Origin of the sequence: Streptococcus sp. 1055 (assembly GCF_013276815.1) — a bacterium.
Classification (GTDB): Bacteria; Bacillota; Bacilli; order Lactobacillales; family Streptococcaceae; genus Streptococcus; species Streptococcus pseudopneumoniae.
In genome coordinates this window covers 1-15472 of record NZ_VMLT01000111.1, presented here as the reverse complement: position 1 = coordinate 15472, position 15472 = coordinate 1, and the positions used below count along the sequence as shown (strand labels likewise).

Sequence of the window (15472 nt, the reverse complement as noted above, 5' to 3'; positions counted from 1 at the left end):
GATGTTAGATGTAGAAGCGATTCGCAAGGATTTTCCAATTTTAGACCAGATTGTCAACGATGAACCGTTGGTCTATCTGGACAATGCTGCGACGACACAGAAACCACTAGCAGTTCTGGAAACAATCAACCGCTACTATGAGCAGGACAATGCTAATGTTCATCGCGGTGTTCATACCTTGGCAGAACGGGCAACAGCTTCCTATGAAGCCGCTCGTGAAACCATTGCTAAGTTTATCAATGCAGGGTCTACAAAGGAGGTTCTCTTTACTAGAGGAACGACAACCAGTCTCAACTGGGTAGCTCGCTTTGCTGAGGAGATTCTGATTGAGGGAGATCAAGTTTTGATTTCTGTCATGGAACACCATTCCAATATCATTCCTTGGCAGGAAGCCTGTCGTAAGACTGGGGCTGAGCTGGTCTATGTTTATCTCAAGGACGGTGTCTTGGATATGGAGGATTTGCGAGCTAAATTGACTGATAAGGTTAAATTTGTTTCCCTAGCTCATGCCTCCAATGTTCTTGGTGTGGTCAATCCGATCAAGGAAATCACTCAATTGGCCCATCAAGTTGGAGCTATCATGGTGGTGGATGGAGCTCAATCTACGCCTCATATGAAGATCGATGTCCGGGACTTGGATGTGGACTTCTTTGCCTTTTCAGGTCACAAGATGGCGGGTCCAACTGGTATCGGTGTTCTTTACGGTAAAGAAAAGTATCTGGAACAAATGTCACCAGTTGAATTTGGCGGTGAGATGATTGATTTCGTCTATGAGCAATCTGCTAGTTGGAAGGAATTGCCTTGGAAATTTGAGGCTGGAACTCCAAATATGGCTGGTGCAATCGGACTTGCTGCTGCAGTTGATTATCTGGAAACGATTGGTATGGATGCCATTGAAGCCCATGAACAGGAATTGATCGCATACGTCTATCCAAAACTGCAGGAGATTGAAGGACTGACTATTTATGGTTCACAGGACTTGGCTCAACGTTCAGGTGTCATTGCTTTTAACCTAGGCGACCTTCATCCTCACGACCTTGCAACGGCTTTGGATTATGAAGGTGTGGCAGTTCGTGCGGGTCACCACTGTGCGCAACCCTTGCTCCAGTATTTGGATGTTCCAGCAACAGCACGTGCAAGTTTTTATATCTACAATACCAAGGCAGATTGCGATAAGCTAGTCGATGCCTTACAAAAGACAAAGGAGTTTTTCAATGGCACTTTCTAAACTAGATAGCCTTTATATGGCAGTGGTAGCAGACCATTCGAAAAATCCACATCACCAAGGGAAGTTAGAAGACGCTGAGCAAATCAGTCTCAACAATCCGACCTGTGGAGATGTCATCAATCTCTCTGTCAAGTTTGATGCAGAGGACCGTTTGGAAGATATCGCTTTTCTAAACTCAGGTTGTACCATCTCAACTGCCTCTGCCAGCATGATGACAGATGCAGTTTTAGGAAAAACCAAACAAGAAATTTTAGAACTTGCGACCATTTTTTCTGAAATGGTTCAAGGGCAAAAAGATGACAGACAAGATAGTCTTGGAGACGCAGCCTTCTTGTCAGGTGTTGCTAAATTCCCTCAACGAATCAAGTGTGCAACCCTAGCTTGGAATGCCCTTAAGAAAACAATTGAAAATCAAGATAACAAATAAGACGATCTTCTTTTGTCTTATGAATCAGTAGAAATGAAGAATGAAAGAAAGGATATTATGGCTGAAGAAAGAGTAGAACCAAAACCAATTGATCTTGGTGAATATAAATTTGGTTTCCATGATGATGTAGAGCCTGTCCTATCGACAGGAAAAGGATTGAATGAGGATGTCATTCGTGAACTATCAGCTGCCAAGGGAGAACCTGAGTGGATGTTAGAATTCCGTTTGAAGTCTTATGAAACCTTCAAAAAAATGCCCATGCAAACTTGGGGAGCAGACTTGTCAGAGATTGATTTTGATGACTTGATCTACTACCAAAAACCATCTGATAAACCAGCTCGTTCCTGGGATGAGGTTCCTGAAAAAATTAAAGAAACCTTTGAACGTATTGGGATTCCAGAAGCTGAACGTGCTTATCTTGCTGGAGCTTCTGCCCAGTATGAGTCCGAAGTAGTTTACCATAACATGAAGGAAGAATTTGAGAAGTTAGGTATTATCTTTACAGATACGGATTCTGCTCTCAAGGAATACCCAGATTTGTTTAAACAATACTTTGCTAAGTTGGTACCACCAACAGATAATAAGTTGGCTGCCCTCAATTCGGCAGTATGGTCAGGTGGAACCTTTATCTATGTACCAAAAGGGGTCAAAGTGGATATTCCACTTCAAACTTACTTCCGTATCAACAACGAAAATACAGGTCAGTTTGAACGTACCTTGATTATCGTTGATGAGGGAGCAAGTGTCCACTACGTTGAAGGTTGTACAGCGCCAACATATTCAAGTAACAGCTTGCATGCTGCCATTGTAGAAATCTTTTCCTTAAAAGGAGCTTATATGCGTTATACAACCATTCAAAACTGGTCTGACAACGTCTATAACTTGGTAACGAAACGTGCCAAAGCCTTGAAAGATGCGACTGTTGAGTGGATTGATGGAAACTTGGGTGCCAAAACAACCATGAAATACCCATCTGTTTGCCTAGATGGAGAAGGGGCGCGTGGTACTATGCTTTCTATTGCCTTTGCTAATGCAGGGCAACACCAGGACACTGGTGCCAAGATGATTCACAATGCTCCACATACCAGTTCGTCTATCGTGTCTAAATCCATCGCTAAAGGCGGAGGAAAGGTTGACTACCGTGGTCAAGTAACCTTTAACAAGAACTCTAAGAAATCTGTTTCTCACATTGAATGTGATACCATTATCATGGATGACTTGTCGGCATCAGATACTATTCCATTTAATGAAATCCACAACTCGCAAGTTGCTTTGGAACACGAAGCTAAGGTTTCTAAGATTTCAGAAGAACAATTGTATTACCTCATGAGTCGTGGATTGTCAGAATCAGAAGCGACAGAAATGATTGTTATGGGATTTGTGGAGCCCTTCACAAAAGAGCTTCCAATGGAGTATGCTGTTGAGCTGAACCGCTTGATTAGCTATGAGATGGAAGGGTCAGTTGGGTAAAATTTGATTTTAGATATACTCAAAATCAAGGACTTTGATACTATTCGAAAATCAAAGTGTAAACCACGTCAGCTTTATCTACAACCTCAAAGCGGTGCTTTGAGCAACCTACGGCTAGCTTCCTAGTTTACTCTTTGATTTTCATTGAGCATTAGATCTACTCAAAATCAAGAACTTTGAAGATGAATTTGTAATAAAAAAAATCGCGGTTTAAATCGCGATTTTTTTATAATTTCTCATTAACAAATCGGATAAACTGATTCCACCAAACTTTTAAGAAGAAGGCTTTTTCAATTTTCTTGTCTGCAACCATTTCGAAACTAGGACGTTCTGTGGTAATGTAACCTTGACCAATCAAATCCTTGTCTTCGTAAGTAAAATGGCCAACCACTGTTCCAGCTTCAAGTGGTGCTGGGATTGCTTTAGAATTAGGTGTGAATTGAACAGATTGGGAAGATTGACCCCCAACACGTTCAATTAGATAGATATCCTCTGGGGCCACTGCAGTGACCGTATCTTCTTTTCCATCTTGTACAGGGGCTTTGCTATCTTGATAGGCATCGCCTTGCTGAACGATTTTGCGAAGTGTAAATGTAGAAGAAATATAATCCATTAGGGAAGATGTAGCTGTAAATCGAGCGTAGGGATTATTGTCTTGATGGTCTGCATTTAAAACAACTGTGATGACTCTCATGCCTTTTTCGACAGTAGTACCAACAAAAGACTCTCCAGCCTTATCTGTTGTTCCTGTTTTCAGTCCATCAAAACCACCACGGTAAGCAGGCATACCTTCTAACATGTAGTTGGTTGAAGTGATTGTCATCCCAGCAAAAGTAGAAGAAGGTTTTTTGGTGATTTCTAAGACTTGTGGGTATTTTTTGATGAGGTTGCGGGCAACGATGGCAACATCATAAGCACTGAGTTTATTTTCATCATCTTTATTAGATCCTGGGTAAATATTATCTCCTAGAGTCTCGTTGTTCAGACCAGTTGTATTGACAACAGTGGCATCTTTGATTCCCCATTCCAAGAGTTTTGCTCGCATCATATCAACGAAGTTTTTTTCTGAGCCAGCAATTTTCTCAGCTAGGGCAATAGCGGCGCTGTTGGCACTAGATACCAGAGTTGCTTCAAGCAACTCTTCGACAGTATAATTACGGGCCTCCATAGGAACATTACTGGCTTCAGAGTTTGTCGTCAATTGATAAGGATAATCAGAAATATCTACTGGGGTGGATAGTGTGATACTTCCATTTTCTAGAGCCTCATAGACCAGATAAACGGTAAGCAGTTTTGTTATAGAAGCAATTTCGACTGGTTGAGTCGCATCCTTCTCATAGAGAATTTTACCAGTATTTGCCTCAACAGCAATGGCATGTTTTGCAGCAATGGTAAAATCTTGAGCAGCAACAGTAGAAGCACCTCCTAAAAGGGAGACAGTTAATAAAGTTAAAAATATTTTTTTCATAGTAGTCTTATTCTATCATAAAGAAAAAAAATATTCTTGCTTTAATAATTCATCCGTTAAGCTTTTTGAAAATATGGTAAAATAGAGTGAGGGAGGTAACTCATGTTTCGTAGAAATAAATTATTTTTTTGGACCACAGAAATTTTACTCTTAACCATCATCTTTTACCTATGGAGACAGATGGGGTCTTTGATTAACCCTTTTGTTAGCGTGCTTAATACAATTATGATTCCATTTTTATTAGGGGGCTTTCTTTATTATTTGACAAACCCTATTGTTACTTTCTTAAATAAAGTCTGTAAACTCAATCGTTTACTTGGTATTTTAATTACCTTGTGTGCTTTGGTCTGGGGAATGCTCATAGGTGTTGTCTATCTCTTACCTATTTTGATTAATCAGTTATCTAGCTTGATTATATCTAGTCAAACTATTTATAGTCGAGTACAAGACTTACTCATAGACTTATCTAATTATCCTGCGCTCCAGAATTTGGATGTAGAAGCTACAATTCAGCAGTTAAACTTATCCTATGTTGATATTCTTCAAAAGATCCTAAATAGCGTATCAAATAGTGTGGGGAGCGTCTTGTCAGCTCTTATCAGTACTGTTTTGATTTTGATTATGACTCCAGTTTTTTTGGTTTATTTCTTACTAGATGGACATAAATTCTTGCCCATGCTTGAAAGAACGATTCTAAAGAGGGATCGTTTGCATATTGCAGGCCTCTTAAAGAATTTGAATGCGACGATTGCTCGCTATATTAGTGGAGTTTCGATTGACGCAATCATTATAGGTTGTTTAGCTTATATTGGCTATAGTATTATTGGTTTAAAATATGCTTTAGTTTTTGCTATTTTTTCTGGTGTAGCCAATTTAATTCCTTATGTGGGGCCAAGTATTGGTTTGATTCCTATGATTATTGCAAATATATTCACTGATCCCCATAGAATGCTGATTGCAGTGATTTATATGCTTGTTGTTCAGCAGGTAGATGGCAATATCTTATATCCTCGAATCGTAGGAAGTGTTATGAAGGTTCATCCAATCACGATTTTAGTTTTACTTTTGTTGTCAAGCAATATCTATGGTGTAGTTGGAATGATTGTCGCAGTGCCAACCTATTCTATCTTAAAAGAAATTTCTAAGTTCTTATCCCGTTTGTATGAAAATCATAAAATAATGAAAGAACGAGAAAGAGAATTAGCTAAGTAAAAGTCAGGAGAACCCTGATTTTTCTTTACTAGAAGTGGCCTTTAGATTAGAAGATTGAAAATAAGTTAAAGTCCTAAACTAATTTTCACAGCTAAAAATAGTAGAAGTTAATCTGGTAAAAATCGAAAAAACCAGTGGAATTCCGTGTCAGGGTAAGTTCCACTAGTTTTCATAGTCTATTAAAGTTCGAATGAAACTTATTTATAGTAGATTGAAACTAGAATAGTACACCTCTAATTCTAAAACATTGTTAGAAATCGGTTTGACTGTCCTGATCTATTCGTCCTATTCTTATTTCATTTTACTATATTTTGGTGCAATAAGTGAAAAGTAGTCCGAATAATATAAGGATTGATTTTATTGTTTTTAAACTCAAATGAATTGAAACAAAGAGAGTAGGAAAATTCTCATCTGAAAGTATTTTAGAATAATTCTCTTCGTGAATTTCTTCAAAACAGATAGCTTCATCTTAGGTATGTGTTAATTGGATTTCGTAAGTTCTATTCATAATCGTAAAGTTATGCACTGAGAAAGTTGTAGTTAGTATCCCAGTTTGCTAAATTTCTCGAATAGTATCTTTTTTAGGTATGTGATTTCCTTTTTGCATTTTTGTGTTAGATAAGGTATAATGGTTTTACTGTCTTTTGGGGTCGTTACGGATTCGACAGGCATTATGAGGCATATTTTGCGACTCGTGTGGCGACGTAAACGCTCAGTTAAATATAACTGCAAAAAATAACACTTCTTACGCTCTAGCTGCCTAAAAACCAGCAGGCGTGACCCGATTTGGATTGCTCGTGTTCAATGACAGGTCTTATTATTAGCGAGATACGATTGAGTCTTGTCTAGCGGCTTGATAAGAGATTGATAGACTCGCAGTTTCTAGGCTTGAGTTATGTGTCGAGGGACTGTTAAACTAATACATAACCTATGGTTGTAGACAAATATGTTGGCAGGTGTTTGGACGTGGGTTCGACTCCCACCGGCTCCATTGATAATTTACATTGTTTTGTAAATCTTTCTAAAACGTTGTTTTTACAACGTTTTTTATTTTATTCTTTGGTATTCTTTTGCAAAAAAAGAATACAACATTTTGTTGTATCCTAGAAATCTATGTACTTCGTAAAGCGTTCTCCGATTCGAGTATTCCTCTGCATGCTTTAGTAAATATAGGATTTTTTGTAGTTACTTCCCTAATTGGACCTCTAATTGTTCTTTATCTGAGAAGTTCAAAATGTTAATACCATACTCTTGTAGAGCGATTTGATGGTCATCTTTGATATTATTATACCCTTCATCGCTTACAATGATATACAACTGTTCTGTATCTCCATATTCTTTTCTACGGTATTCAGATGTATCTAACCAACTAGCTAAGATAGTATCAACTTGTTGTTTGGTTATGTTATTGTGAACTCTGGCTATTTTTGAAATACCTTTACTCATAAACACAAAATTAAAGCGGTGTTCTAAACGAGATTTACCTGCAATTGAGAAAGCTGGAAAGACTGTGTAATGCTCATTTTTCATGAAGTAAGATTTAACATCGTCTAAAAATTGAGATTTAATATTGTTAGGTGTTAGCTGAATAAAGTCATAAACATTCATCAGCAATTGTGTCATATCATGTATGACTTGTCCTAGATGTTCTTTACCAGTCGTTCGTTCGATTGCTCCATCGTGTAAATCAAATCCATTAAAGTGGAGAAGTGAGTTAAAGATGTCTTGACGTCGCCCTTTTTTTGTAACATCAATATTATTAATGGATAAATTCCAGATAGTATAACCATCATCTGTAACTGTCAAATGTTTTCCATTGCTTTTTATTGAGAAACCAATAGCTTCACCTAATGGGTCTATAAAAGGAGTAATCACTTCAGTATGAGTATCAGTCACATCGTTAAAAACAGCGTTTTCTTTTATGTAATTTAGATAGGTATTTTTGATATCAGTAGCATTCATGATATTCTCCTTTCTTTATAGGGTGATTATAACAAATCCTCTTGTATATTAATTGCTATATTTTCAGGATTGTTCACATTGGTATAGTCAAGCAAATTATCAAGCATATTCAGGAAGTCATCAGTGTTAAGAATATCTTCATAAGGTAGTGGATAGGCTTTGTAATGAGTTGTTTCATCCCCTTTTTGATAATACTCTTCTTCAGAGAAGATGTTAACTCGATTGCCCCAAACTTTCTCGCCGTTTGCGTTCTTATGGAATTTATTATTTAGATTGATTCGTAAGAGAGTATAGTTGTGTTGAGTTTCCCTTAGATGAAAAACTTTGCTTGTAGTGCTGTAGAAGTAGTTCAAAATAAATCTAGTATCATGCTTGCCAACAAGGTCAATAGTACCTGAACTGCGATTCGTAAGAGTTCGATTGTGTTTATTAGCAATTGCTTTAATTATTTTTATGAGAGCTTTAGCTTCACTATCTGTCAGAAGTAACTCTTTCATATCTTTCCTTTCTACTTTATCTACATTCTAGAGAGTGGAAATCTGAAATGTAGATCAGACAGCGATCCTTCCGTATGCATCTGGTTTCTTAAAGAGAGCTATGATGCCTTGGAAAAGTGCAATAATAGCAGGTATTCCTGTTAAAGATAAAATCAGAAAAAGGAAACCTTTTCCGTTATATCCTGCGTAAAAATGATGTATACCCAATCCGCCTAAGAATAAAGCAAGAATAACATAAACCCACTTATTAACATAATGTACACCCGTAGCGATTTCTTGAGTGTGAACAACTTGTGACTGATTTTGCACAGCGTTGTTTTCATTGACAATGTTAATATTAATTTTGTCGTCTTTTTTATCTTCAACTTTCATGATAATAATCTCACCATCTACTTTATGAATTTCAACTTCGTCACCTAATTTTGGAACAAAATTTAATTCAGATGGATTTATTTTTAAGTACTCTTCATTATGTGAGATTACAACCTCTGCTCCTGTAACTTTAACAACTTTTGACATTTTGTTCTTCCCTTCATTTTACACTCTATAGAATTTCATAATAAGTTTTGATATTTAATTTATCTGTTTTTATAAGTAAAGTATATCAAAAAAAGAACGAAAAGAAAATCTTTTATGGTTTAGTTAAAAAGTAAGAGTTTAAGAAACTGGATTAATTAAACTTGAAGTATTTGAGATTTTGTCTTTTACTGTTTGTAAAATAGTATGAGATAAGAAGGGAGTGGAAAGAATTCATACTCTCTCTAGAACTTGTATATTGAAACGATGTGGAGATTGTAAAGAAATTACAAAATACCCAAAAACTAAGATAGAAATACAAAGTTTTAGGGTATCATGTATTAGATCTGTTTTTCCACGGAAGACATGGGATTCGAACCCACGCACGCTATTACACGCCTACCGCGTTTCCAACACGGCCTCTTAAGCCTCTTGAGTAATCTTCCAATACTTACTTAAATAGTCTACCATAAAGGTCCTTATCTTGCAATAAAAATTCTGTAAATAAGAAAAATGATAGAATTTGAAGGAAAATGATAAAAGATGCTTGACTTTGAAAAAAAGTATGATAGAATGAATGGTGTAAACGATAACAGGAGGTGATTCAGTGTTAAAAACAGAGCGTAAGCAACTGATTTTAGAGGAGTTAAATCAACATCATGTAGTTTCTCTTGAAAAATTAGTTAGTTTGCTAGAAACGTCAGAATCAACGGTTCGAAGAGACTTGGATGAGTTGGAAGCGGAAAACAAGCTTCGTCGCGTGCATGGTGGAGCAGAATTGCCCCATTCCTTGCAAGAAGAAGAAACCATTCAAGAAAAATCTGTCAAAAACCTTCAAGAAAAGAAGTTGCTGGCTCAGAAGGCAGCCTCTCTCATTAAAGAAAAAGATGTCATCTTTATCGATGCTGGAACAACAACTGCTTTTTTGATTCATGAATTGGTCAATAAGAATGTTACAGTTGTGACCAACTCCATTCACCATGCCGCTCAGTTGGTTGAAAAGCAGATTCCAACTGTCATAGTTGGAGGAAGCGTCAAGACAGCGACGGATGCTAGTATCGGGGGCGTTGCTCTCAACCAGATTAACCAATTGCACTTTGACCGTGCCTTTATTGGGATGAATGGTGTGGACGATGGCTATTATACGACTCCTGATATGGAGGAGGGGGCTGTGAAGCGTGCTATTTTAGAGAATGCCAAACAGACCTATGTCTTGGTGGATTCATCTAAAATTGGACAAACTTGCTTTGCCAAGGTAGCACCACTCAAGCGAGCTATTGTTATCACAAGCCAAGGGCATGAGCTCTTGCAGGCTATTAAGGAGAAAACGGAGGTAATAGAAGTATGATTTATACAGTCACACTCAATCCATCCATTGACTATATCGTTCGTTTGGACCAAGTCCAAGTCGGTAGTGTCAATCGTATGGACAGTGATGATAAGTTTGCTGGTGGGAAAGGAATCAATGTCAGTCGTGTCTTGAAACGCTTGGATATTCCAAATACAGCGACTGGATTTATCGGTGGCTTTACTGGTAAATTTATCACAGATACTTTGGCTGATGAAGAAATCGAGACACGTTTTGTCCAAGTGGCAGAAGATACTCGTATCAATGTTAAAATCAAAGCAGACCAAGAAACAGAAATCAACGGAACGGGTCCAACTGTTGAACCGGTTAAGCTAGAAGAATTGAAAGCTATTTTATCTAGTTTGACAGCAGAAGATACAGTTGTCTTTGCGGGTTCGAGTGCTAAAAATCTAGGCAATGTTATCTATAAGGATTTGATTTCCTTGACGCGCCAGACTGGTGCGCAAGTGGTCTGTGACTTTGAAGGACAGACCTTAATTGATAGTTTGGACTACCAGCCTCTTCTTGTAAAACCAAACAATCATGAACTTGGAGCGATTTTTGGGGTTAAACTCGAAAGTTTAGATGAAATTGAGAAATACGCTCGTGAGTTACTGGATAAGGGTGCTCAAAATGTTATTATCTCTATGGCTGGTGATGGTGCCCTTCTTGTCACATCTGAGGGAGCTTACTTCGCTAAACCAATCAAAGGAACAGTCAAAAATTCAGTTGGAGCTGGTGATTCTATGGTTGCTGGATTCACAGGTGAATTTGTCAAATCAAAAGACGCAGTAGAAGCCTTCAAATGGGGAGTGGCTTGCGGAACGGCAACCACCTTCTCAGATGACTTGGCAACAGCAGAATTTATTAAAGAAACATATGAAAAAGTTGAGGTAGAAAAAAGATGAAAATTCAAGACCTATTGAGAAAAGATGTCATGTTGCTGGATTTGCAGGCAACTGAAAAAACAGCTGTCATCGAGGAGATGATTAAAAGTTTGACAGACCACGGTTATGTGACAGATTTTGAAACCTTTAAAGAAGGAATTTTGGCGCGTGAAGCTTTGACTTCTACTGGTTTGGGTGATGGAATCGCAATGCCTCACAGCAAAAACGCTGCTGTCAAAGAAGCGACTGTTCTTTTTGCTAAGTCAAATAAGGGTGTTGATTATGAGAGCTTGGACGGACAACCAACAGACCTCTTCTTCATGATTGCGGCTCCAGAAGGTGCCAATGACACTCACTTGGCAGCCTTGGCAGAATTGTCTCAATACTTGATGAAAGACGGTTTTGCTGATAAACTTCGTCAAGTAACATCAGCTGACCAAGTCATTGAACTCTTTGACCAAGCTTCAGAAAAAACTGAAGAGCCTGTTCAAGCACCTGCCAATGACTCTGGTGACTTTATCGTGGCTGTTACAGCTTGTACGACAGGTATTGCCCACACTTACATGGCCCAAGAAGCCCTTCAAAAAGTGGCTGCTGAAATGGGTGTTGGCATTAAGGTCGAAACAAACGGTGCTAGCGGTGTTGGCAACCAACTAACTGCGGAAGACATCCGTAAGGCTAAAGCTGTTATCATTGCAGCAGACAAGGCCGTTGAAATGGATCGATTTGATGGAAAACCATTGATCAATCGTCCAGTTGCTGACGGTATCCGTAAGACAGAAGAATTGATCAACTTGGCTATTTCAGGAGATGCGGAAGTCTACCGTGCCGCTAATGGTGCCAAAGCCGCAACAGCCTCTAACGAAAAACAAAGCCTTGGTGGTGCCTTCTACAAACACTTGATGAGTGGTGTCTCTCAAATGTTGCCATTCGTTATCGGTGGTGGTATCATGATTGCCCTTGCCTTCTTGATTGACGGTGCTTTGGGTGTTCCAAATGAAAACCTTGGCAATCTTGGTTCTTACCATGAGTTAGCTTCTATGTTCATGAAAATTGGTGGAGCTGCCTTTGGTTTGATGCTTCCAGTCTTTGCGGGTTATGTTGCCTACTCTATTGCTGAAAAACCGGGTTTGGTAGCAGGTTTCGTGGCTGGTGCTATTGCCAAAGAAGGTTTTGCCTTTGGTAAAATTCCTTATGCCGCAGGTGGTGAAGCAACTTCAACTCTTGCAGGTGTCTCATCTGGTTTCCTAGGTGCCCTTGTGGGTGGATTTATCGCAGGTGCCTTGGTTCTTGCCATCAAGAAATACGTTAAAGTTCCTCGTTCACTCGAAGGTGCTAAATCAATTCTTCTCTTGCCACTTCTTGGAACAATCTTGACAGGATTTGTCATGCTAGCTGTTAACATCCCAATGGCAGCAATCAACACTGCTATGAATGATTTCCTAGGCGGTCTTGGAGGAGGTTCAGCTGTCCTTCTTGGTATCGTCCTTGGTGGAATGATGGCTGTTGACATGGGTGGACCAGTTAACAAAGCGGCTTATGTCTTTGGTACAGGTACGCTTGCAGCAACTGTTTCTTCAGGTGGTTCTGTGGCTATGGCAGCAGTTATGGCTGGAGGAATGGTGCCACCACTTGCCATCTTTGTCGCAACTCTTCTTTTCAAAGATAAATTTACTAAGGAAGAACGTAACTCTGGTTTGACAAACATCATCATGGGCTTATCCTTTATCACTGAGGGAGCGATTCCATTTGGTGCCGCTGACCCAGCTCGTGCGATTCCAAGCTTCATCCTTGGTTCAGCAGTAGCAGGTGGCCTCGTTGGTCTTACTGGTATCAAACTCATGGCGCCGCACGGAGGAATCTTCGTTATCGCCCTTACTTCAAATGCTCTCCTTTACCTCGTTGCTGTCTTGGTAGGGGCAATCGTAAGTGGTGTGGTTTATGGTTACCTACGCAAACCCCAAGCATAAAAAATAGATATAAAATGAAAAGATTGGACCGTTTGGTGCAGTCTTTTTCTCTTTTCGAAATGCCTGTGAAATATGGTATAATAGAAGAATGGCAAACAAGAATACAAGTAAAACAAGACGGAGACCGTCTAAAGCAGAACTCGAGAGAAAAGAAGCGATCCAACGAATGTTGATTTCGTTGGGAATCGCGATTTTATTGATTTTCGCAGCTTTTAAATTAGGGGCTGCAGGTATAACCCTTTACAATTTAATTCGCTTGCTGGTGGGGAGCCTAGCTTATCTAGCAATATTTGGCCTCTTGTTCTATCTCTTCTTTTTCAAGTGGATACGAAAACAGGAAGGACTCTTATCTGGCTTTTTCATCATATTTGCAGGCTTGCTCCTGATTTTTGAGGCCTACTTGGTTTGGAAATATGGTTTGGATAAGTCCGTTCTAAAAGGAACCATGGCTCAGGTTGTGACGGATTTGACTGGTTTTCGAACGACCAGTTTTGCTGGTGGAGGCTTGATTGGTGTCGCTCTTTATATTCCAACCGCCTTTCTCTTTTCAAATATCGGCACTTACTTTATTGGTTCTATCTTGATTTTAGTGGGTGCCCTCCTAGTCAGTCCTTGGTCTGTTTATGATATTGCTGAATTTTTCAGTAGAGGCTTTGCCAAATGGTGGGAAGGGCATGAGCGTCGAAAAGAGGAACGCTTTGTCAAACAAGAAGAAAAAGCTCGCCAAAAGGATGAGAAAGAGGCTAGATTAGAACAAGAAGAGACCGAAAAAGCCTTACTCGATTTGCCTCCTGTTGATATGGAAACGGGTGAAATTCTGACAGCAGATGTTGTACTTGACGTTCCACCTATACCTGAAGAAGAGTGGGTGGAACCAGAAATCATCCTGCCTCAAGCCGAACTTGAATTCCCTGAGCAGGAAGATGGCTCTGATGACGAAGATGTTCAGGTCGATTTTTCAGCCAGGGAGGCTCTTGAATACAAACTTCCAAGCTTACAACTCTTTGCCCCAGATAAACCAAAGGACCAGTCTAAAGAGAAGAAAATCGTCCGAGAAAACATCAAAATCCTAGAAGAAACCTTTGCTAGCTTTGGTATCAAGGTAACGGTTGAACGGGCTGAAATTGGGCCATCAGTGACCAAGTATGAAGTCAAGCCTGCAGTGGGTGTAAGGGTCAACCGCATTTCCAATCTAGCAGATGACCTCGCTCTAGCCTTGGCGGCCAAGGATGTCCGAATCGAAGCACCTATCCCAGGGAAATCTTTAGTGGGAATTGAGGTACCTAACTCTGAGATTGCGACAGTTTCTTTCCGCGAACTATGGGAACAATCTCAAACGAAAGCAGAAAATCTCTTGGAAATTCCTCTAGGAAAGGCGGTTAATGGCACCGCAAGAGCTTTTGACCTTTCTAAAATGCCCCACTTGCTCGTCGCAGGTTCAACGGGTTCAGGGAAGTCAGTAGCAGTTAACGGCATTATTGCTAGCATTCTGATGAAAGCAAGACCCGACCAGGTCAAGTTTATGATGGTGGATCCCAAGATGGTTGAGTTGTCTGTTTACAATGATATTCCCCACCTCTTGATTCCAGTCGTGACCAATCCACGCAAGGCCAGCAAGGCCCTGCAAAAGGTTGTGGATGAGATGGAAAACCGCTATGAACTCTTTGCCAAGGTGGGAGTTCGTAATATTGCAGGCTTTAATGCCAAGGTAGAAGAGTTTAATGCTCAGTCTGAGTACAAGCAGATTCCACTACCACTTATTGTTGTGATTGTGGATGAGTTGGCTGACCTCATGATGGTAGCAAGCAAGGAAGTGGAAGATGCTATCATCCGTCTAGGACAGAAGGCGCGGGCTGCAGGTATCCACATGATTCTTGCAACCCAGCGTCCATCCGTTGATGTCATCTCTGGTCTGATCAAGGCCAATGTCCCATCTCGAGTGGCTTTTGCGGTATCATCAGGGACAGACTCCCGTACGATCTTGGATGAAAATGGAGCAGAAAAACTTCTTGGTCGAGGAGACATGCTCTTTAAACCGATTGATGAAAATCATCCAGTTCGTCTCCAAGGCTCCTTTATCTCGGATGACGATGTTGAGCGCATTGTGAACTTCATCAAGGCTCAGGCAGATGCGGACTACGATGATAGTTTTGATCCAGGTGAGGTTTCTGAAAACGACGGTGAATTTTCAGATGGTGAATCTGGTGGTGATCTGCTTTTTGAAGAAGCCAAGGCTTTGGTAATCGAAACCCAGAAAGCCAGCGCATCTATGATTCAGCGTCGCTTATCAGTTGGATTTAACCGTGCGACCCGCCTCATGGAAGAACTGGAGATGGCAGGTGTCATCGGTCCAGCTGAAGGTACCAAACCAAGAAAAGTATTGGAACAATAAAAAAATAGCTTCTTTCCAAGTTTGGAGGGAGCTATTTTATTGGCTATTGATTACTTTTATACTCTTCGAAAATCTCTTCAAACCACGTCAGCTTC

12 protein-coding genes, 1 tRNA gene and 1 other RNA gene are annotated in these 15472 nt (G+C 39.8%); 9 read left to right on the top strand and 5 right to left on the bottom strand.

Going from position 1 to position 15472, the window contains the following annotated elements; translation table 11 throughout:
* Position 1: 1 nt before the first annotated feature.
* The 3 genes from HT699_RS09285 to sufB are packed head-to-tail and all read left to right on the top strand — an operon-like array spanning position 2 to position 3125.
* The gene (locus tag HT699_RS09285; RefSeq protein ID WP_172934304.1) at positions 2 to 1228 is read left to right on the top strand and encodes a cysteine desulfurase; all 1227 of its coding nucleotides are present in this window, start codon (positions 2 to 4) and stop codon (positions 1226 to 1228) included.
* Positions 1215 to 1655, top strand: a complete 441-nt coding sequence (sufU, locus tag HT699_RS09280; protein ID WP_001218476.1) for a Fe-S cluster assembly sulfur transfer protein SufU — start codon at positions 1215 to 1217, stop codon at positions 1653 to 1655. Before HT699_RS09285 ends, sufU begins: the two co-directional genes overlap by 14 nt.
* Before the next feature lie 57 nt (positions 1656 to 1712).
* Positions 1713 to 3125, top strand: a complete 1413-nt coding sequence (sufB, locus tag HT699_RS09275) for a Fe-S cluster assembly protein SufB (protein ID WP_000797052.1) — start codon at positions 1713 to 1715, stop codon at positions 3123 to 3125.
* Between the two features lie 226 nt (positions 3126 to 3351).
* Here the strand turns inward: sufB and pbp3 are convergent, their stop codons facing one another.
* The gene (gene pbp3, locus HT699_RS09270; protein ID WP_138706117.1) at positions 3352 to 4593 is read right to left on the bottom strand and encodes a D-alanyl-D-alanine carboxypeptidase PBP3; all 1242 of its coding nucleotides are present in this window, start codon (positions 4591 to 4593) and stop codon (positions 3352 to 3354) included.
* Positions 4594 to 4695: 102 nt separating this feature from the next.
* Here pbp3 and cozE point away from each other — a divergent pair, with 102 nt between their 5' ends.
* Together cozE and ssrA are read left to right on the top strand one after the other, a co-directional pair.
* Complete coding sequence (cozE, locus tag HT699_RS09265) at positions 4696 to 5805, top strand: cell elongation protein CozE (RefSeq protein ID WP_138706116.1); 1110 nt, start codon at positions 4696 to 4698, stop codon at positions 5803 to 5805.
* A gap of 646 nt (positions 5806 to 6451) precedes the next feature.
* Positions 6452 to 6799: a transfer-messenger RNA gene (gene ssrA, locus HT699_RS09260) on the top strand.
* Positions 6800 to 6990: 191 nt separating this feature from the next.
* On the opposite strand, the gene HT699_RS09255 is transcribed toward ssrA, so the two are convergent.
* From HT699_RS09255 to HT699_RS09240, 4 genes are all read right to left on the bottom strand, one after another.
* Positions 6991 to 7767 carry a DUF1828 domain-containing protein gene (locus tag HT699_RS09255; RefSeq protein ID WP_050222948.1) on the bottom strand — a complete coding sequence of 259 codons (777 nt, stop codon included), beginning with the start codon at positions 7765 to 7767 and terminating at the stop codon, positions 6991 to 6993.
* A 26-nt stretch (positions 7768 to 7793) separates the two neighbouring features.
* Positions 7794 to 8264, bottom strand: coding sequence for a hypothetical protein (locus HT699_RS09250; protein ID WP_023936167.1), 471 nt, complete (start codon positions 8262 to 8264; stop codon positions 7794 to 7796).
* 54 nt (positions 8265 to 8318) lie between these two features.
* Positions 8319 to 8783, bottom strand: coding sequence for a TM2 domain-containing protein (locus HT699_RS09245; protein ID WP_023936165.1), 465 nt, complete (start codon positions 8781 to 8783; stop codon positions 8319 to 8321).
* A gap of 355 nt (positions 8784 to 9138) precedes the next feature.
* Positions 9139 to 9226 (bottom strand) — tRNA-Ser (locus HT699_RS09240).
* Between the two features lie 161 nt (positions 9227 to 9387).
* Between HT699_RS09240 and HT699_RS09235 the strand changes: the two genes are divergently transcribed.
* The 4 genes from HT699_RS09235 to HT699_RS09220 all read left to right on the top strand — a co-directional run bounded on the left by HT699_RS09235 (position 9388) and on the right by HT699_RS09220 (position 15377).
* Positions 9388 to 10128, top strand: coding sequence for a DeoR/GlpR family DNA-binding transcription regulator (locus HT699_RS09235; protein ID WP_138702270.1), 741 nt, complete (start codon positions 9388 to 9390; stop codon positions 10126 to 10128).
* Positions 10125 to 11036 (top strand): 1-phosphofructokinase, encoded by a 912-nt coding sequence (gene pfkB / locus HT699_RS09230; protein WP_138702271.1) that lies wholly within the window; start codon positions 10125 to 10127, stop codon positions 11034 to 11036. The genes HT699_RS09235 and pfkB overlap by 4 nt, the downstream gene beginning before the upstream one ends.
* Positions 11033 to 12985 (top strand): fructose-specific PTS transporter subunit EIIC, encoded by a 1953-nt coding sequence (locus HT699_RS09225; protein WP_138702272.1) that lies wholly within the window; start codon positions 11033 to 11035, stop codon positions 12983 to 12985. Before pfkB ends, HT699_RS09225 begins: the two co-directional genes overlap by 4 nt.
* A gap of 88 nt (positions 12986 to 13073) precedes the next feature.
* Positions 13074 to 15377 (top strand): DNA translocase FtsK, encoded by a 2304-nt coding sequence (locus HT699_RS09220; protein WP_138706114.1) that lies wholly within the window; start codon positions 13074 to 13076, stop codon positions 15375 to 15377.
* The last annotated feature ends 95 nt before the right edge of the window (positions 15378 to 15472 follow it).